The following is a 19,137-nucleotide window of genomic DNA, read 5'->3' as shown; positions in this document are numbered from 1 at the left end:
GAGCTGAAAACTGATGGGTCACAAAAAAGCACAGAAAAAAAACGTCTCGCTTGCTTATCCGCAGTTTACAGACGCAGAGCTTGATCAATTATTCGAAAATATTTTGCTGGATGACGAACCTTATCTCGAAGCCGCTTGCCCAGATGGGGATAGACCAGCCTTGAAAGAGGGTGATAGCGAAGAATGCTACCGCCTTTGCTGGCAATTGCTGGAACGCGGGGTCGAAATTCCGGATTTTCGGCGTTTGGTGATGCGTATCCTAAAACGGGGCGGCACCGATGATGCCGAAGAAAGACTGGCTTTTAAATACGCTCGCGCTCGTTTTAAACATATCCGTTTTGCCTGTGCCAATATGGATGATCGTCATCGTTACCCTTGGTCTGTCAATCTGGTGACCAGTTTGATGGGGCATATGCAGGATGCTTTCAAAAACAGACAAAAAGGCAAAACGGCTTTTTGGGGTGCCCTACTCTGGGCAGCACTCATGCCGCCTTTTTATAACATTGTCCGCTGGCAACTCGCTGATTTCAAACCGGCTAGTGTTCAAAGCCTGCTTGATTATTTTTCCGAACAAAATCGCAAAATTAAAATCGCGCTGGGTGAACATAAAGTCACGGGACATAAATTCCACAATATCCGTAAAATTATCAGCCGCCGTATTTCATTCAACGATACTCTGCGCGTTATCCACCCTGCTCAATGGAATAACCAGATGTCTTTCTATCTGGCCACAATCAATGGTCTAATGGGGGATATGCATGATGATCTGGTTGAAAAACAGATTAAAGGCGAACAGGATTATAACAAATTCGCTTTTCCTTTACCGGAATCCATCCTCAGCCGTTTGAATACACTCTTAAAATTAGGCGAGACAGGCTTCTAATCGTAAGCGATATAAGAAAATCCCACCTAATTTTAAGATTTTCTTACGGCTCTCGATTTTCCCAATAGCGCGCCAGATTAATAAATTCTTCTACGCTAACGGTTTCAGGGCGGCGGGTTGATTCAATACCCGCTTGCTCCAAAGCCTCCATCATGCCTTCAATATTTTTCAGGCTTTGTCGTAACATCTTCCGACGTTGATTAAAGGCGGCAGCTGTAATCTTCTCCAAACTGGCGAGCGAAAGATTATCAGGCTGCGCCTTAGGTGTCAGGTGGACGACCGCAGACATCACTTTAGGCGGCGGCACAAAGGCCGAACGATGCACCGGAAAGCTTAATTTTGCTTCGCTGCGCCACTGCGCCAAAACGGATAAACGCCCGTAATGCGAACTACCCACTTTAGCTGTAATGCGCTCCGCCACCTCTTTTTGGAACATCAAAGTCAGTGAAGCCCACCAAGGCTGCCATGTCTTAGCCGTTAACCAACGAATAAGAAGCGCTGTCCCAACATTATAAGGCAGGTTGGCAACAATATGAACGTCATTCCCAAGAATGGCTGGCTCGTCAATTTCCATAGCATCGCCGGAAATGACGTTAAGCTGATTAGGAAAACTATTCGACAGTTCTTCTAATGCTGGTAAACAGCGACGATCACGCTCAACCGCAGTGACATTAGCACCGGCTTTCAATAAAGCACGGGTCAATCCACCAGGGCCAGGGCCTACTTCATAGACCGTCTTTTGCTGTAAATCCCCGGGTACACGGGCAATTCTATCTAGTAACTGGCTATCCAGAAGAAAATTTTGGCCTAACCGCTTATCAGCCGACAACCCATGTCGGGCAATAACTGCCCGCAACGGTTCAAGCGTTTGAGTTTGAGGCATAATTATTCGGTTATCCGTCTATAAAACGTGTTTTTGAGCATAAACTTGGCGATTATGGGCGGATTCTGCTGCCATCAATAAGGCCGCAACCATCGCACCTTCATCGGCCTTGTTCTTTCCTGCCAAAGGAAAAGCCGTTCCATGATCCGGTGAGGTGCGAATAATCGGCAAGCCCAGCGTTGTATTCACGCCGTTATCAAAATTGATCGTTTTAATCGGAATCAAGGCTTGGTCATGGGTCGGGCATAATGCGGCGTCATAGCTGGCACGGGCGCGGGGACTGAACAGCGTGTCCGCCGCAAACGGCCCTTTGACATCAATATTTTCAGAAAGTAACTGCTTTATCGCAGGCTGAATAACATCGATTTCTTCGCGACCAATGGTGCCATCTTCTCCCGCATGGGGATTCAATCCGGCAATAACCAAGCGCGGTGAAGCAATCGCAAAATGCCGTTTCAAACCATCTGCCGTGACGCGCGCGCGACTGATAATCAATTCAGGCGTCAATTGCTCTAACACATCCCGATAGGGAATATGGATGGTCAAAGGCACTGTTCGAAGATCAGGCCCCGCCAACATCATGACGGCATCTTCGGCGGCGACACCACAACGGTTTGCCACAAATTCGGTTTGACCGGGGAAGGTGAAACCAACCTGATAAAGTTCCGCCTTCGAAACCGGAGCCGTCACCAAAGCGGAGGCTTTTCCCTGCTTGACCAAGGCAACACCTTTTTCCAAAGCAGCAAAGGCGACTTCGGCTCCTGCTTTACTCGGCTTTCCGGGAATGATTTCTTCTTTTGACGTAATTTGCAGTATCGGCAAAGCTTGATCAAAAATCGACAAAGCCTCATCCGGATCTTCAATCATTTTAACCGGAATAGACGAAACTGCTTGAACGGATGCCGCATCCCCGACTGCAAAGAAAGGTATGATCTGGTCGCTTTTCCGGCGCAACCATGCTTTCGCTACGATTTCGGGACCGATACCCGAAGGATCACCCAATGTTACAGCAAGCGGTTTCATCATCTTTTCCAATCTTACGTTATCCGGCATTCCTACCGGATCTAACGATAATCGATAATAGCATCACGCCTTAAATCGCGCAGATATCGAGCCGCTCTCTTGGTAATCCGGTCTTCTTGCAGCTGGTTATGAATCTGCTGGAAATTAGGCGCTTTGGCGACTTTAGGATCATCTCGACCACAGACGACCAAAACGCTGACACCTTCACTGACGGAACCAAAGGGAACCGTGGCTTCACCGACTTGCAATCTCGCAACGATATCTTGCAGGGCAGGCGGCATACTTCTGATGCTGACTTGGTCATTTGACATGACTTCGGCACCCACTTTGGATGTGATCTCACTGACCGAGCCACAGCCCTTTAATTCTTTGGTTGCATCTCTTAATTGCGCTGTTCTGGTATCAGCCATTTCTTTGGTCGTGCCAGGTGGGAAGCTGACATATATCTGTTTTAACGAAACGATAGCGTCGCGGGGATCAATACCCAAAATTTGCTGTTTATCGACCAAAGCAATAATCGAAAAACCGCTCGGCGTTTCAATCGGTCCCACCGTGCTTAAAACAGGCATTGTTTTAACAACCTGAGCCAACGCATCAGGCAGCTGTTCAGCCTGAACCCAGCCCATATCGCCGCCTCTTGCTGCCGAAGATGCCTCTGAATATTGGCGCGCAAAGGCTGAAAATTCACCTGCGCCGCCATGGGGGCCGCCTCGCTGAACCTGTTCTGCAATTTTAACAGCGTTGGCACGGACTGCATCACGATTGGCATCGGTTGCAGACAGGAAAATTTCGGCAACGTGATATTGTTCTTTACCCTTGGACGCCTTCAAATGATTGATAATATTCTGAACTTCTTCGTTACTAATATTCACGAAAGGTTCGACCCGTCGTCCCATCAGACGCCGCCAAGCCATTTCGCCTTCAATCTGGCGTTTCATGGATTTTTCCGAAGAGCCTAGCGCCCGTAAAAAAGCACCAAAAGATTCCGGTGTTTTTTTCATATTATGCGCATAGCGCTCAAAAACCTGATCCTGTTCGGTCGGCGTGATAATGATATCATTGGCCTTGGCCTCTTGGATTTCCAAGGTTTCATCGATCAGATTACGCAAAATCTGCAATCTGATCATATTGCGATCTTCGTCGGTGATTTTGCTGACATCACTACCGGCCAAAGCTAACGCAAAGCGCTGGTCAATATCGGTATTGGTAATAATCGTGCCATTGACGATAGCGGTCGCTTTATAGACATTGGGATTACTCTTACCAAAGAGGGTCATCTCTCTTGGTAATTTCAGCCCCAAATCTTCGGTCTGCGCAAACAGAAAAGCAGGAACGGCAACAGCCACCCCGCCAGCGAGCAATATCGCGGCGGTTTTTTTTATGCGTTTTTTTGAAACGGTGAATAATTTTTGCGCTACCCGCAACTCTGTATCCTCAATGACTTCCGACAAGATGTCTCTTTATATGGGAAGACACCCTTATTTTGAAAATGAAAAAATGCTTTTGATTATTTAATTATTAAGTGAAATGTTTGGCTTGGCTGTTTTTCGTGATTATCGCTCTCCAAGCCTAACTATTCATATTTTTAAGCGCAAATCTCAGCATAAAGCTATTACCACGGCGGGAATCCCCGACCGTTGAATAATCACGCCGCCATGTCACACCCAAAGTCAGACAGTTATCATCATATTCGATACCCAAACGGTGCCGAACCGGCTGAAACCCGTCTGAGAGCAGATTGTTATTGGTATTATCGGTCAAATCAGCCTGCTGCTGATTGGCGCGCTGATCTTTCTTGGTGGTCATATCGACCGTGGTCGAACCAAAGATAGACCAATAACGGGTAATCTGAATACGCCCACCCAAACGCAATTCGCGATAATTACCCAAATCCGGTTCCAACTGGGTATCAATATCACGGCTTAATTGCAGATAGCCGACCATCAAATAGGTGCGCTTACTACCAATCGTAGCATTCACTTCCTGACGGCGGATCGCCAAAGTCTTCCGATCAAGACGGATACGCTCGGTCAATTTGAAGAAAGAACCATAACTCAAGGTTGCCCGACCCACATAATCAGAAAAATGTCGGTTAAATCCGGTACCTTGCGGAAAAATTTCGTCTTCCGTTATGATCCGCATACTTTGCCCGACATTTCCATAGAAAGAAAATCTCGGACGATTGAAGGTATATTCACCTCCATAAGTAACGCGCGTGCCATCTTCCCAACGGTCATATCCGGGGAAACGGTTGATTGAAAAGAGGTTGGTATCCTGAAGATCAATGGCGCGTGAATCCTCATCAGGAATAGATAAATTCCGCACATGAGGGGAGGTCACAACCTGTACTCTTGGGGTTAAAACCTGATTTCCACCAAAGGCTTCCCCTGCAAAAGGCCAACTCACGTCAACCGCACCGGCGGCAATACCGCGTTGCTGCCATCCGCTGACACCGCGATATAATTCACTGGTCAGTGAATTGCCGCCGCTATGATATAAATCTTGGCGCAGCAAAGCAGTAAAGGTGACGCGCTGTCCCAATGGAGTATATTTTCTTAAATTCCATTCCGCACTGGCAAAAGCCCGCTGGGTGTCTTGCCCCGTGATGCGGGTCAAATTCATGCTATTCGCTTGGAAAGAAAATTCACCGCCCAACCATGGGTCAGGCATCCGCATCCGCCAATCGATAACCGGCAACGCCATGGGCTGCGTGCCGGAATGATCGGTCGGACGCAAACCTTGAATGACCCAGCCTGCAACCGAGAAATAACTATTATCGGTAATCCGTTCTAGGTTCAGCGTCGAACGCAAGCGGTCATCCCAGGCAAAGTCATAACGCCGCAAGAAGGTTTTATCGGTCGTTAACCGGATGGATCCGGTCAAACTCCATTTGGGGTCAATCTGGAATTTACCATTGGTATTGATATAGCCGCGCATTTTTGAATGGGCGTTACTATCAGCCAAGGTCGGATTCTGGGATTCTGTGGGCAAAGGCGTGCTGCGGGTCAGCATACCTTCAATCTGGAAAAAACCTTTACTGAAAAGCTGACGATATTTTCCGCCCAATCCCGGATCAGCCTTGGTAAAAATATAAGGCGTTAGGGTTAAATCCCGATCCTGACCCAATCTGAAATAATAGGGCGCAGAAAATTCAAAACCATTGATCTTTGATCGCTGGATATGCGGCATCAAAAGACCAGAACTCATGGTCGAGCTTTGATCAGGATAAGAAAAATTCGGCAATTTCGCGATCGTATGCCCAAAAACATCCAACCGTGGTGATTTGAAAACAACACGCTCACGATTGGGATCACGGATAATTTTTACCGCAGAAATCCGCCATAAAGGCGTTTTCGGGCAACCCTCATCATTCAGCACACGGCAAGGCGTATAGGCCGCCATATCAAGGGTCGTCACATTATTCACATGGGTAGCTTTATGGGCTGCCATACGCGATCCATCCTGCATCACCAGCAAGATGTTTTGAATAACACCATCTTTTAAATGCGGGTCTAAATCAGCCTTATCGCTATAGGATATGGAGCCATCTTCCTGAATGATGATGACATGGCCGGTTGCAACAACCTTATCGGCTTTTCTATCCCATTGCAGCTCATCCGCACTCAAACGGGTTTCATTCTGAACCGCGTGAACTTTGCCATTAACCGTCACAATATCGTTATCGTGGTCGTAAACCAGATTATCGGCTTCAAAGGTTATCGGCGCGTCTTTTTTATTACCGCTTCCCTGCGACACCGAAACCGTATCCGTTGCGGCGGCTTTCGCTGTGCGATTGGAAGAAGACGCAGCAGAAGGTGGCGTGCCTGTTTCAGCCGCGGCTTGCGATAGAAAAATGCTGGACAGAATCAGCGGCATGGCCGTGAGCATGTCGGTTCTGAGATACTTCACATTTCTCCTTAACGTATAACCTTTGATTTCAAAAAAAAGCGACTTTTCGGTTTCATTCCGAAAATACGGTCATCTTGCCGACCAAAGCGAGGTTGATAGGCTCTGTTTTATGAATAACCGTTTGATAAAATATAATGGCAGGGTATTTTTCTATACGGCGCTTTAGAAAGTCATACAGTAATTTTTCGTATCCGGATAAAAGAATAGCTCATTCCTGCCTGTTTTTATCGAAAAAGAAAAGCCATCTTTTCCGGTTATTATAACGCTCGACAGATAAATCAATCGTCATATCCGATTATTTGCTTGATATTATATGTCTATGAAATAGCTATATCCTGTAGCCTGATTAAAATGACGGCTGTTTTTGAATGAGAGTTTATAACGATGGCGCTTCCTTTAAATATCGATTTTACGACTGGCAATAGTGATAAACAGACCCCTCTAGTTATACCGGCCAAAAAGGGTTTTACGGCGGCTGATCTCTCCCGTTTTGGAGATGAATCGCAGGCATTGGCCACTGTTGCTATCGAAAATGCCCGTTTTGTTGGCAAAGCAGGCAGTCTGGTCGAACTGGTTCTATTGGAAAAAGGCACGCCAAGACAATGTGTTTTAGTCGGTGTTGGAGACGATGGAGCCTTTGATAAGGCCGGTGCTGCGGTTGCGGCTCATTTTCTGACTTCCGGCATCAAGGCCTTAACGGTTGATTTCTCCGGTTTCGATGCAGACAAAGCGGGAAAAGCCGCGGCATCCTTTGCTTTTGGTGCTGTTCTTCGCGGCTACAGCTTAAACCAATATCGCACCACTTTAACCGAAGCCGAAAAGCCCAGCCTGAAATCGCTTTATTTCAGTGAAATAAACGCTGAAACGGCACAGAAAAAATGGAAAAAGCTTTCTGCTATCGCAGAAGGCATCCTTTTTACCCGTATGCTGGTCACTGAACCGGGCAACAAACTCTATCCGGAAACTTTTGCCGAACAGTGCAAAAGCCTGACCGAAATCGGTCTTTCTGTCGAAATCCTCGATGAAAAAGCTTTGGAAAAAGCGGGCATGGGCGCTTTGCTCGGTGTCGCTCAAGGGTCAGCTCGTCCACCGCGCCTGTTGGCTTTGCGTTGGAATGGCACGGGTAAAGCAGACCCCCGTCCGGTCGCTTTGGTGGGTAAAGGCGTCACCTTCGACAGTGGTGGTATCTCCTTGAAACCAGGTGCTGGCATGGAAGCCATGAAATGGGACATGGGCGGTGCCGGTGCAGTCGTCGGTGCGATGAAAGCCTTGGCACTTCGTAAAGCAAAAGCCGATGTCGTAGGCGTTTGTGGCTTGGTTGAAAATATGCCGGATGCCAATGCGCAACGTCCGGGTGATGTGGTCAAAACCATGTCTGGCCAAACCGTCGAAGTTATCAATACTGATGCCGAAGGTCGCTTGGTGCTTTGCGATGTCCTGACTTGGACGCAGCAGAAATATAAACCAGAAGTTGTGGTTGATCTGGCTACCTTAACGGGCGCAATGATTATCACTCTTGGCCATGAATATGGCGGTTTATTCTCCAATTGCGATAAATTGGCGGATACGCTTTTGAAAGCCGGTCAGAAATCAGGCGATGGCCTGTGGCATTTGCCGATGGGTGATGCCTATGACAAACTGCTTGAATCGCATATTGCAGATATGAAGAATGTGGGTCCCCGTTATGGTGGCTCGATTACGGCGGCTCAATTCTTGCAACGCTTCATTGATAAAGATGTCCGCTGGGCGCATCTTGACATTGCCGGCATGGTCTGGGCAGACAAAGCCTCATCTTTCTGGGATAAAGGCGCAACCGGATTTGGTGTGCGTCTCTTGAACCAGTTCGTTTCCGACAATTTTGAAGATTAAGGTTTTTTCCTTTGGTAGCACGGGTCGATTTTTATCATTTGCTTCAGGCAAGGCTTGAAAATGTCTTGCCCCGCATTGCGGAAAAAGCCTTATCCGCTGATAAAAAATTGCTGGTCGTCGTCAATGACGATCAGCAGGCCCTCTACTGGGATCAATATCTATGGCGCTACCGCGATACCAGCTTTCTGCCTCATGGACGGGTTGGGGAAGGTGACGAAGCGGAACATCCGGTTCTCATCTCAACCACAACGGAAGCTTTGAATAACGCTTCCTATATTGGCTTGGCAGATGGGCTTTGGCGACCAGAAGCTCTTGATTTTGAGCGTGTTTTCTATTTTTTCGACGAAATAGCCGTTCAGCAGGCACGACAAACATGGCGTTCTTTGAAAGACACCGAAAGCGAACGTCATTACTGGAAACAAGATGAGCAAACCGGACAATGGCAGGCCGTTGCCTAATTCTATCCGCCAAAAATAAGGCGGCGGGGCTGTTCTCTATCCTTTAAAACCAAATATCGATTTCAAAAAATGACAACAGCCCAAAGCCAAAATTAAATAAAAGCTTACTTTTGACCGCTACAGGCGGCGCATCCTTTTTCTTTGATATATTCCCGCCATTTTTCAGGGCCTATCTTGTGGATACTCTCGCCCTTGCTATCGACCGCAACGGTTACTGGCATATCCTCGACTTCAAATTCGTAAATGGCTTCCATTCCCAAATCTTCAAAAGCCAATATTTTTGCAGCCTTAATCGCTTTTGAAATTAGATAGGCTGCGCCTCCAACTGCAATCAAATAAATGGCCTGAGTATCACGAATAGCCTTGATAGTAGCCGCACCCCGTTCGGCTTTTCCGATCATACCGATCATGCCAGTTTCTTCTAACAAACGAGGGGTAAATTTATCCATACGGGTCGCCGTTGTCGGGCCCGCAGGGCCCATCACTTCGCCTTCAACCGGATCGACGGGGCCCACATAATAGATAAACCGATTTTCTAGGTCGACTGGCAATGGCTTCCCTTGGTCTAACAAATCGATCAACCGCTTATGTGCCGCATCCCGACCAGTCAGCAATTTTCCTGATAAAAGCAAGCTATCACCGGGCTTCCAATCTGCCATTTGTTCTTTGGTGATATGATCAATATTCACCCGCTTGACGGTGCCATCGCTTTTTCTGGAAATTTCCGGCCAATCATCCAAATGGATTTCCGGCATTGCCGCCGCGCCATGGCCATCCAATGTCAATTCAATATGACGGGTGGCGGCACAATTCGGGACAAGCGCTACTGGCTTATTGGCCGCATGGGTCGGATAGCTCGCAATTTTGACATCTAAAACGGTGGTCAGTCCACCTAATCCCTGTGCGCCAATCCCCATTTCGTTAATCTTGCGATATAATTCCAACCGCAAAGCTTCCTCATGGGTTTTGGCTCCTCTTTTCTGTAGCTGATGAATATCTATCGATGCCATGGCTTGGGATTTCGCCATTTCCATCGCTTTTTCAGGATTCCCGCCGATACCAATGCCAATAATCCCTGGCGGACACCATCCGGCACCCAAATGCGGAATCTGTTCTAACACCCAATCAACCACACTGTCTGACGGGTTCAGCATAGCAAAACGGGTTTTCGCTTCGCTACCACCGCCTTTTGCTGCCAAACGCAGTTTCAGGCTGTTACCCGCGACCATATGATGATGAATAATCGCTGGCGTATTATCGCCGGTATTTTTGCGGCTGCCATCTGGGTCGGCCACCACCGAATGTCTTAAAATATTGGAAGGACAGCTATAGGCGCGACGCACCCCTTCATTAATCATCTCATCAAGAGTCATCTCGCCTTCAAAACGCACTCCCATACCAATTTCGGCAAAAACCGTGACAATACCGGTATCCTGACACATTGGCCGTTTCCCGATCGCCGACAGACGGGAATTAACCAAAATTTGTGCCAAAGCTTCTTTTGCCGCTGGATTCTGTTCCTGCTGATAGGCTTCATAAACTGACTGGATAAAATCGCGAGGATGATAGCAGGCAATAAACTGCAAGGCATTTGCAACGCTATCAATCAGGTCATTCTGGAGAATAACACTCATAATAAAAGACTCCGCCTGAAACAGAAGGGGCAAGAAAAAGCCAAAAAGGGAAAGGCCATTTCATCTTCCGGTGGGGCTATCGGATAGCCACCACACAACATTCCTGTTCGGAAATAAAATACAGATTTTCTGATCCGCTTTTTTGATCGGGTGATTGCAGACAGCCATAAAACGGGGCATATCGCCTTTTACCTTCACAAGGTGACAGCAGATAAATATTTTACGCCGAAAAAGAAACCGGCAATCTTGCAAGAAAACCGGACTATCCTGACCGGACAGCAGACATAAGGCTTTCATGGCACAAAAAACAAAGAAAAAACGGGTCGATCAACAACTTCTTGAACGGGAAATGGTTGATAGTCTGCCCTTGGCACAGGCCTTAATTATGGCCGGAGAAGTCTGGAACAATGATCGCCGCGTTGAAAAAGCAGGACAGCTTTTACCGATAGATGCACCTTTGCATTTAAAAGGGAAGGGGCATCCTTGGGTATCCCGTGGCGGTATCAAATTGGCGCATGGCCTCAAATATTTTGATTGGAAAGTCGAAAATGCGGTCGGCTTAGATGTTGGTTCTTCAACCGGCGGCTTTACTGATGTGCTGCTACAATCAGGGGCAGATCGGGTCTATGCGGTGGATTCCGGCACCAATCAAATGGCATGGAAACTACGCCAAGATGATCGGGTTATCCTTTATGAACAGCTCAGCGCCCGTTTGCTGACAAAGGAACATATTCCTGAAGAGGTCGATATTGTCGTCTGCGATGTTAGCTTTATTTCAATAACCAAACTGTTGGAAATACCGCTCTCTTTTGCCAAAAACGGCGGCCATTTACTGGCCTTGGTCAAACCCCAATTCGAAGCCCATAAAGACGAAGTCGAAAAAGGCGGCATTGTCCGCGATCCCGAAGTCAGAAAACGCGTCTGTTCGGAAGTCGGCGACTGGCTCGAAACACTAGGCTGGCGCGTAACCGGCCTCGAAAAAAGCCCGATAACCGGCCATGACGGCAATGTTGAATTTCTGCTTGCCGCAGAAAAAATGGGATTACCCGCATCCTGATTTAAAAATGATCACAGCCCAATCTTCTAAATCTCAATCACCGATAAAAAGCCCAGATCGCTCTTTCGGTTGAAAGACGTCTTTATGTAACAGGCAAAATATTTCCTGCTTGATAGGCTTCTTTAGCCGGTGAAGGCACTTGTAACAGATCGGCATAACCGTCACATCTGTCTCTTAACGCCTTTATTAAAACGGAATAGAATAATGCAGACAGAAAATCATTTGATCGACGATCTCGTAAAAGTCATCAACGGTGCCGCCGGTACTTTTGTTGGCATGGGACGCGAAGCTGAAAATGTTTTGAAAGATCGCCTGCGCGAATGGATCGGTGGCCTTGATTTTGTCAGCCGTGACGAATTCGAAACCTTGAAATTGCGGGTAGAAGCCTTGGAAGCCGCTTCCAAAAAAGACAAAGCCTAAGATTTATGGGCTGATAACGGTATTTATCTGGTCGAAAGATGGAATAACGGTGATCTTTCGCGTGAATTTTTGTTATATATCGGGTAATCAGCCTTTAATATTTAATTTAGCCTTATAGGGGGCTTTTCGTGATCACCGACGAATATGAGTTAGCCAATGATGACTTCGGGCCACTCGAAATGCTGGAACATTATTTTTCCGCACATGGCTGGACTCATGAACGTCAAAGCGATGATGAAGTTATTGCCCATTTCCAAGGCAGCTGGGCGCAATATGAAATGCGGGCAATCTGGCGGGAAGAAGATAACGTCCTCCAGTTTCTAGCATTGCCGGATATTCGGGTGTCACCCGATCGCTATCCCGTGCTTTATGAAACCTTGGGACTTATCAACGAACAGCTTTGGATTGGCCATTTCGAAATGTGGTCAACCTCCGGCATTGTTCTTTTTCGCCATGCTGTCTTGCTTGATGACGAAAGCGAAACCAACCTTTCGCTTGTTCAAGCCGGTACGATGGTTGAAGCCGCTATTGATGAATGCGAACGCTTCTATCCGGTTTTCCAATTTGTCCTTTGGGCGAACAAAAAACCCGCGGAAGCCATTGCTGCCGCCCTGATCGAAACCATCGGGGAAGCCTAAAAGCCACGGGCTTTTTTTCCCCATCGACCGATTTTCTGAAAAAAGTGATACTTCTATGACCGATACCGCATCTGATTCAGCCTTGCTGCCGTCTGACCAAACACCTTTCTGGGCAGTCGGTGCCGGTAATATGGCGGGCAGCATGATAAGCTGCTGGCTGAAAAATGGCCTTAATCCGAAAGATATGCTGGTTATCCGTCCTTCAGGGAAACCCGTTGCCGATGGGGTCAAAGTTGTCACTGCTCTACCAGAAGACGGCTCAAAACCGGCTACTTTATTACTGGGTGTAAAACCCCAAATGCTGCCTCAGATAGCCCCAAGCCTCGCGCCTTATGTCAATGAAGGCACAACCCTGATTTCTATTCTGGCTGGGGTTGAACTGGAAACGCTTCGGCATTTCTTCCCGAATGCCAAAAGTATTGTCAGAGCCATGCCTAACTTGCCCGTAGCCTTAGGGAAGGGCGTTACGGCATTATGCGCTGACAAGCTGACCGATGCGCAACGCGCTTCACTTGAAAAACTGGCAAGCGCCCTTGGTCTTTTTGAATGGGTTGAAGAAAGCCAGTTTGATACAGCAACGGCTTTGGCTGGCTGCGGGCCTGCTTTCGTCTACCGTTTTATTGATGCTTTGGCACAGGCCGGAAAGAAACTCGGCCTTACCGAAGCCCAAGCCCTTCCCATGGCGATTGCCACTGTCGAGGGTGCTGCCACGATGGCAAAGCAAGCTGATATTTCTCCGGCTGAATTGGCTGATAAAGTTGCCAGTCCGGGGGGCAGTACTCGAAAAGGGATGGATGTCCTAGATCAAGATCAGGCTTTAGCCAAACTGATCGATGCGACCTTAGAAGCCTCTTTCAAACAAAACCGTTACATGGCTGAACAGGCCAAACAAAAATAGCCTGATACATGTAGTGAGAAGGCTAATTTAGCCTTCTCACTACAATAAAGGCGTGCCGCGGATAATTTCTGCGACACGCCTTTTTATTATTACGACCAAACATCTTAAAATAGAGGCTTCCTGATATTCCCTAGGCGGCTTTATCCAAGGCCTGTATTTCAATCGATATATGAGAAATTTCGTGAATATGTCGCAATTTCTCTTTATAAAAACTGGGCGTATATAAGTTATCGGTTGTCACAACAACGATCGCCGAAAAATGTCCGGGGCCTACCTGCCAAACATGTAAGTCATTGATATAATTACAAAAAGGTGAAATCGCCTCTTGAATTTCCTGCTGAATAACAATGCCTTTAGGTGCCGCATCCAGAAGAATACTGCCTGAATCCTTAATCAGGCTCCAAGACCAATTGATTATCACCAACGCCCCGACAACCCCCATAAGCGGATCAGCCCAAACCCAGCCGTAACGCTTACCCAACAGCAATGCTGCAATCGCAAAAATAGAAGTCAAGGCATCGGCCAAAATATGAACATAGGCCGCCTTAAAATTATTATCATGATGGTGGCCGTGATGATGACTATGGTCGTGACCGTGGCTATGTCCATGTCCGTGATGATGATCGTCTTTCAGCAACCATGCACAAACAAGATTGACGACCAAGCCAACCGAGGCAACCTCTATAGCATTCACAAAATTGATCGGCGTCGGATTTAACAGCCGAACAATACTATCCCAACCAATCAAAAGCGAAATCAAAGCCAAAATTATCGCGCTCGCGAAACCGGCTAAATCGCCCACTTTTCCGGTGCTAAAGGTAAATCGCGGATCATCTATATGATGACGCGCATATCGATAGGCCAAGGCAGTTATCAGCATAGCACCCGCATGGGTCGACATATGCCAACCATCGGCAACCAGCGCCATAGAACCATAAATATGGCCACCGATAATTTCGATAACCATCATAATGGTGGTCAGGACGATTACCATCCAGACCTTCCGCTCATTATGGTTGTGCCGATCCCCAAGAAAAAAATGATTATGCTCTTGCGGCCTATCTGATGTTAAAGACATTTTTTTCTCTTTATTTTAAATAGGTTTTAATCACTTCGATGACTTCTTCGCCTCCGTGTTTTCTTTCTTCTGGGTCGGAAACATCCATAACGTGCTTTCGCACATGGCCTTCGATCACTTCCAAAGAAAGACTACCGGCCGCACCCCTTATCGAAGCAATCTGACGTAAAATTTCGATACAAGGCGTTTCTGCTTCCAAGGCTCTTTCAACTGCCTCTAACTGCCCCTTGATACGGCGGACACGGCTTAACAATCGGGCTTTGTTCTCAATGGTATGGGACATGCCATTTCTTTCATTATACTATACCCCCCATACTATATTCTTATGGCGATGATCGGGGGGAGTAAATGATTTTGTTGGCTAGAATTTAAATAAACAAAAGGGGCGCCAAAGGCACCCCGAACCAGACAATCTTCAATCTCGCGCAGCCTATTTTAAAAAGGCGCTTTCGATTGTAGCGCTTCTAAAAATTTCGGAAATCTATCGGCCAAAGCCTGATCGACTTCGCCCATAGTGACATCCTTTCCTAAATCCTGAAGGCTGGTCACCCCAAATTCGCTAATGCCACAAGGGACAATGCCGGAAAAATGCTCAAGATCAGGACAGATATTTAAAGAAAATCCGTGAAAGCTGATCCAACGCCTAACCCTAATGCCAATCGCACCGATCTTGGCTTCTCCTTTAGGGGTATCGACCCAGATCCCAATCCGTTCAGGCCGACTATAGGCTGTGACCCCAAATTGGGCGAGGCTATCAATTACCCATTTCTCAATAGAATGCACAAAGCGCCGAACATCATGGCCGTGTTTTTTGATATCCATCATTAAATAACCTATCCGCTGACCTGGGCCATGATAGGTATATTTTCCGCCTCTTTCAGCCGGATAAACAGGAAAGCGGTCAGGCATCAATAAATCCTGCTTATCGGCACTGCTTCCGGCGGTATAAAGTGGGGGATGCTGTAATAACCAGACCATTTCAGGCGCTTCTTCATGGGCGATGGCCGCTACCCGCTGTGTCATTTCCGAACGGGCATATTCGTAATCGATCAAGCCTTCGCTGACGCGCCATTCAATCGAAGACGGCCTATCACCCTGTTGGTTATTCATATTTTCCTATTTAATACGAGGTTGTCTTTTGGGGTTTAATCCTGTCAGACAGGTCTTTTACCCTAAAATACTCTGAAAAAGACAAAAAGCAGATTCTATTTCTAACCCCGATAACCAAGGTACTTTTCAAACGAAAAAGAATAGCCGTTTTCTTTGGCTTCTGCCCCCATCACCAGACAAAATTAGAGCGCTTATAAAAAGCGCTCTAACCTTGAAATAAACAATTTTTATATAGAGACGTCGACTTTGAAATAATAGAAGCCGCCGTTAATTCCAAGCTGTGACGTATCCATGACGTATTTCTCTGTACCCAAATAACGATGAGCCAGCGGAACACGGCTGGGGAAAGTGTTGAACAGGTTGTTCGCACCTGCCGTGAAAGACAGCTTCGGACTGACACGATAGGTTATGTCAAGATTGGTCGTATATCTGACCCGATTGTGGAAAGGCACGAAGTCATAGTTGGACAGGATGTCCGTATTGGCGACACCGCCATAATAGGACAGCTGTGACGTCGTATGACCCCAACGGATTTCATGCAGCCCGACAATCCATTTTTTATCACCACTGGTGAACTGACCACCCCAGATGATTTTGCTGCGCGGATAAGCCGAGGTGATATAGGCGATGCTCTGTTTTGTCAGAAGATCGTTGCCTTGGGAATCGGTATCCTGATGGGTCAAAATCGTGCGGTTGATATTAGCTGACACACTCCAGTCGATATAACCAATATCGCCTAAATAGGTCGGATAGGTTGCGGTAATATCAATACCCCGCGTGCGGGTATTCGCCACATTGGCAAACCAATGCGTCGAAAGCGAAGCCGAGGTCCAGCTAGACGCATCCATTGGCAAAGAAAAGCCATTCATCGCTAATGCGCTTAAGGCTTGGTTGCCATAGACATTACCACCGGGCAAAATCTGTCCGCGAAGTTTGATCTGGTAAACATCGGCGGTGATATGCAATCTTTTGATCGGCTCAAAGGTGATACCAGCGGTAATATTGGTGGAATGTTCCGGTCTTAATTTCTTGGAACCATTGGCTAATGCACCCGCAGAATTCGGGCTGATAATACCATCTGCCGAAGTCGGCGAAACCGCAACCGAACTATAGTTTTCCTGTGCCAAGGTTGGCGCATGGAAAGCATTAGAAATCGTTCCTCTAAAGCCTAACCATTTAAACGGATCATAGCGCAACGCCACTTTTCCAGTTTTGGCATCACCGACATCGGTATAATGTTCGTAACGACCAGCCACATCAAGTTGCAGATCTTTAATCAGATGGGTTGCAACGTCAAAATAACCGCCGAAAACATTACGGCTAAATTTTCCGGCGCTGGCGGCTGCCGTTCCAGGCAAGGCTTCTGAACCGCCGCCATAAACAGAATCCGCAGATCCCGCGCCAACCGTATAGCTTTCATAACGATGGGTCGCACCACCTGCGACATTGATTGTATGCGGCCAACCATCAACATGGAATTCTTTGCTAAAATCAATGGTATTGCTCCATTGCTGGTTGTTGAACCGCTGAACCCCCTTAAAGGTCGTCGGTGTCCGCCCAGTATCCGCTTCAATCTGTCTGTTCGAGGAATCTTTTAAGCCAATATTGTCATAATCGCGGCCATAAACACTGGAAACATCCCAGTTCCATCCCTTGATTTTACCCCTTAAACCGGCTGTAATTTCCCAATCATTCTCATTCATGGTTTCAATGGGGGAATAACCCTTGGGATAAATCGCAGAATAACCGGGATAACCCGCTAATGAACTAGCAAGGCGATAATTCTCGAAACCTTCTGAATAACGATGGGCATAGGTCGCTAAACCATAGGCCTCGATATTGTCGGTAATTTCATAACCACCTTTAATCGCAAAGCTTTCCCGCGTCTGTTCCGGTCCCCCTAACAATTTGTTGTCTTTATTGCCGGTTCTTAAATCGGTCGAACTGCGATAGGTATGGTTTTGACGAAGGAAATCCCCACTAACATGGAGATATCCGCGTGAACCCAGCTTGGTGCCACCATCTAAATAGACGCCTTGCTGGAAGCCATCTTTCGAGGCGGTGACCCCCGTCAACGTCTGGGCATGGAAACCATGATCCTGTTTTTTCAGGATAATGTTTACAACACCGGCGACAGCATCAGAACCATATTGCGCCGAAGCCCCATCACGCAAAACTTCGATATGATCGATCGCCGCCATCGGGATCATATCAATATCGACAGGCGTCGTGCCTTGTTGCGGCCCCGAATCCGCGTAAAGATTGGCTGTGGTATGACGGCGTTTGCCATCAACCAGAACCAAAGTTTCGTTAGAGTTTAACCCCCTCAGGCTTAAGGAATCCGTCAAAGCACCGCTATCATAGCCGCCACTTGGAACCGTCAAAGACGGCAACAGCTGCGTCAAAGCATCACGTAAGCTGGGCATTCCGGTCTGGGTCAATTGTTTTGCTGAAATGATATCAATAGGGGAGATGCTTTCACGCGCTTTTTTACCGGTTTCTCGGGTTCCGGTAACGATAATCGCATCGCCTGTATTGTTAGAGGCGGTATCATTCTTTTCTGCAGCAAAAGTTGCACAAGGGTATTGAAAAATAGTCCACGAAAGAGAGAAAAAAACACTTCCTTTTAATATAAACTTTTTCATACCCACCCCATTATTGTAGAGTTCATTCCTTTTTATTTCATTTCATTTCTGTGGTTTTTGAAATATTATTATTGCTAGAATGGAATAATTTTATAATAATCTTTTGTATACTATCAAAAACTTCCACCTTTTCAATAGTTAATAATATATTTTATGTTTTTTTTAAAATTAAAATACTATAATAATTATTTTATTAATTTTTTATTTCTCAAGTATAATTTGGATAAATTATTCTGACTGTGTTTAAATCTCAAATAATATTCTTGTGGTTATTTTAAGAACAAAAAATTTTTACTGCAAAATTTTGTTAAATATTATTAATTGTAATAAAATTTTTATTAAAAAGTGTTAATTTTAAATTAAACAAAATAATATTTATGCATTTTATAATGAAAAAAAGATTCAAAAATTCGTGACAATGAATAGTTAAATAATCTTTGAAATATTTGATCAAAATTGGAGTATATATATTTTTCATTTTTAATTACGTCGGCATAAAATTTTAGCTAATTGCCAAGATAAAAAATTACGTGATGATCTGATCCGACATAACGGATGCCTCATCCGCTTACTCTAAAACCCATTGCTACAGACCAAACTGACCCCATAAATAACCAGCTAAAGTGATCCCA

16 protein-coding genes are annotated in these 19,137 nt (G+C 46.4%); 7 read left to right on the top strand and 9 right to left on the bottom strand.

The genetic code is table 11. From position 1 onward, the window contains the following. The first annotated feature begins 13 nt into the window (after positions 1-13). On the top strand, positions 14-883 hold the full coding sequence (locus FBY58_RS06250; protein ID WP_141919984.1) for a hypothetical protein: 870 nt from the start codon (positions 14-16) through the stop codon (positions 881-883). A 43-nt stretch (positions 884-926) separates the two neighbouring features. Here FBY58_RS06250 and rsmA read toward each other — a convergent pair whose 3' ends face one another. From rsmA to FBY58_RS06230, 4 genes are all read right to left on the bottom strand, one after another. Next, the gene (gene rsmA, locus FBY58_RS06245; RefSeq protein ID WP_141919983.1) at positions 927-1,766 is read right to left on the bottom strand and encodes a 16S rRNA (adenine(1518)-N(6)/adenine(1519)-N(6))-dimethyltransferase RsmA; all 840 of its coding nucleotides are present in this window, start codon (positions 1,764-1,766) and stop codon (positions 927-929) included. An 18-nt stretch (positions 1,767-1,784) separates the two neighbouring features. Further along, positions 1,785-2,789: a 4-hydroxythreonine-4-phosphate dehydrogenase PdxA gene (gene pdxA / locus FBY58_RS06240; RefSeq protein WP_141920639.1), complete on the bottom strand. Its 1,005-nt coding sequence runs from the start codon at positions 2,787-2,789 to the stop codon at positions 1,785-1,787. Positions 2,790-2,830: 41 nt separating this feature from the next. Beyond that, complete coding sequence (locus FBY58_RS06235) at positions 2,831-4,240, bottom strand: peptidylprolyl isomerase (RefSeq protein WP_141919982.1); 1,410 nt, start codon at positions 4,238-4,240, stop codon at positions 2,831-2,833. Between the two features lie 118 nt (positions 4,241-4,358). Then, the gene (locus FBY58_RS06230) at positions 4,359-6,698 is read right to left on the bottom strand and encodes an LPS-assembly protein LptD (protein ID WP_141919981.1); all 2,340 of its coding nucleotides are present in this window, start codon (positions 6,696-6,698) and stop codon (positions 4,359-4,361) included. 384 nt (positions 6,699-7,082) lie between these two features. Between FBY58_RS06230 and FBY58_RS06225 the strand changes: the two genes are divergently transcribed. Continuing rightward, positions 7,083-8,567 carry a leucyl aminopeptidase gene (locus FBY58_RS06225; RefSeq protein ID WP_141919980.1) on the top strand — a complete coding sequence of 495 codons (1,485 nt, stop codon included), beginning with the start codon at positions 7,083-7,085 and terminating at the stop codon, positions 8,565-8,567. An 11-nt stretch (positions 8,568-8,578) separates the two neighbouring features. Then, positions 8,579-9,025, top strand: a complete 447-nt coding sequence (locus tag FBY58_RS06220) for a DNA polymerase III subunit chi (protein ID WP_141919979.1) — start codon at positions 8,579-8,581, stop codon at positions 9,023-9,025. A gap of 104 nt (positions 9,026-9,129) precedes the next feature. Here the strand turns inward: FBY58_RS06220 and FBY58_RS06215 are convergent, their stop codons facing one another. Further along, a complete protein-coding gene (locus FBY58_RS06215) occupies positions 9,130-10,659 on the bottom strand; it encodes a fumarate hydratase (RefSeq protein WP_141919978.1) in 1,530 nt (509 codons plus the stop codon). 295 nt (positions 10,660-10,954) lie between these two features. Between FBY58_RS06215 and FBY58_RS06210 the strand changes: the two genes are divergently transcribed. The 4 genes from FBY58_RS06210 (at position 10,955) to proC (ending at position 13,672) form a co-directional block, all read left to right on the top strand. Further along, the gene (locus FBY58_RS06210; protein WP_141919977.1) at positions 10,955-11,716 is read left to right on the top strand and encodes a TlyA family RNA methyltransferase; all 762 of its coding nucleotides are present in this window, start codon (positions 10,955-10,957) and stop codon (positions 11,714-11,716) included. A 129-nt stretch (positions 11,717-11,845) separates the two neighbouring features. Further along, a complete protein-coding gene (locus tag FBY58_RS06205; RefSeq protein WP_409373537.1) occupies positions 11,846-12,136 on the top strand; it encodes an accessory factor UbiK family protein in 291 nt (96 codons plus the stop codon). A gap of 128 nt (positions 12,137-12,264) precedes the next feature. After that, complete coding sequence (locus FBY58_RS06200; protein WP_141919976.1) at positions 12,265-12,774, top strand: YbjN domain-containing protein; 510 nt, start codon at positions 12,265-12,267, stop codon at positions 12,772-12,774. A 55-nt stretch (positions 12,775-12,829) separates the two neighbouring features. Then, entirely contained in the window at positions 12,830-13,672 is an 843-nt protein-coding gene (proC, locus tag FBY58_RS06195) for a pyrroline-5-carboxylate reductase (RefSeq protein ID WP_141919975.1), read from the top strand. Positions 13,673-13,802: 130 nt separating this feature from the next. On the opposite strand, the gene dmeF is transcribed toward proC, so the two are convergent. The 4 genes from dmeF to FBY58_RS06175 all read right to left on the bottom strand — a co-directional run bounded on the left by dmeF (position 13,803) and on the right by FBY58_RS06175 (position 18,505). Further along, complete coding sequence (gene dmeF, locus FBY58_RS06190) at positions 13,803-14,750, bottom strand: CDF family Co(II)/Ni(II) efflux transporter DmeF (RefSeq protein ID WP_141919974.1); 948 nt, start codon at positions 14,748-14,750, stop codon at positions 13,803-13,805. A gap of 10 nt (positions 14,751-14,760) precedes the next feature. After that, positions 14,761-15,033 carry a metal/formaldehyde-sensitive transcriptional repressor gene (locus FBY58_RS06185; protein WP_141919973.1) on the bottom strand — a complete coding sequence of 91 codons (273 nt, stop codon included), beginning with the start codon at positions 15,031-15,033 and terminating at the stop codon, positions 14,761-14,763. A gap of 152 nt (positions 15,034-15,185) precedes the next feature. After that, entirely contained in the window at positions 15,186-15,860 is a 675-nt protein-coding gene (lipB, locus tag FBY58_RS06180; protein WP_141919972.1) for a lipoyl(octanoyl) transferase LipB, read from the bottom strand. Between the two features lie 227 nt (positions 15,861-16,087). Further along, a complete protein-coding gene (locus tag FBY58_RS06175) occupies positions 16,088-18,505 on the bottom strand; it encodes a TonB-dependent siderophore receptor (protein WP_141919971.1) in 2,418 nt (805 codons plus the stop codon). Positions 18,506-19,137: the final 632 nt, after the last annotated feature.

Source organism: Zymomonas mobilis (genome assembly GCF_006715975.1).
Classification (GTDB): Bacteria; Pseudomonadota; Alphaproteobacteria; order Sphingomonadales; family Sphingomonadaceae; genus Zymomonas; species Zymomonas mobilis_B.
Note: the sequence above shows the minus strand (reverse complement) of the source record. Positions and strands in the feature narration are given on the sequence as shown.

What these genes read in the sequence shown, in the direction of transcription:
- FBY58_RS06175 (WP_141919971.1), bottom strand. Translation starts at nt 18,505, where the DNA reads ATGAAAAAGTTTATATTAAAAGGAAGTGTTTTTTTCTCTCTTTCGTGG.
- rsmA (WP_141919983.1), bottom strand. Translation starts at nt 1,766, where the DNA reads ATGCCTCAAACTCAAACGCTTGAACCGTTGCGGGCAGTTATTGCCCGA.
- proC (WP_141919975.1), top strand. Translation starts at nt 12,830, where the DNA reads ATGACCGATACCGCATCTGATTCAGCCTTGCTGCCGTCTGACCAAACA.
- FBY58_RS06225 (WP_141919980.1), top strand. Translation starts at nt 7,083, where the DNA reads ATGGCGCTTCCTTTAAATATCGATTTTACGACTGGCAATAGTGATAAA.
- dmeF (WP_141919974.1), bottom strand. Translation starts at nt 14,750, where the DNA reads ATGTCTTTAACATCAGATAGGCCGCAAGAGCATAATCATTTTTTTCTT.
- pdxA (WP_141920639.1), bottom strand. Translation starts at nt 2,789, where the DNA reads ATGAAACCGCTTGCTGTAACATTGGGTGATCCTTCGGGTATCGGTCCC.
- lipB (WP_141919972.1), bottom strand. Translation starts at nt 15,860, where the DNA reads ATGAATAACCAACAGGGTGATAGGCCGTCTTCGATTGAATGGCGCGTC.
- FBY58_RS06185 (WP_141919973.1), bottom strand. Translation starts at nt 15,033, where the DNA reads ATGTCCCATACCATTGAGAACAAAGCCCGATTGTTAAGCCGTGTCCGC.
- FBY58_RS06250 (WP_141919984.1), top strand. Translation starts at nt 14, where the DNA reads ATGGGTCACAAAAAAGCACAGAAAAAAAACGTCTCGCTTGCTTATCCG.
- FBY58_RS06210 (WP_141919977.1), top strand. Translation starts at nt 10,955, where the DNA reads ATGGCACAAAAAACAAAGAAAAAACGGGTCGATCAACAACTTCTTGAA.
- FBY58_RS06215 (WP_141919978.1), bottom strand. Translation starts at nt 10,659, where the DNA reads ATGAGTGTTATTCTCCAGAATGACCTGATTGATAGCGTTGCAAATGCC.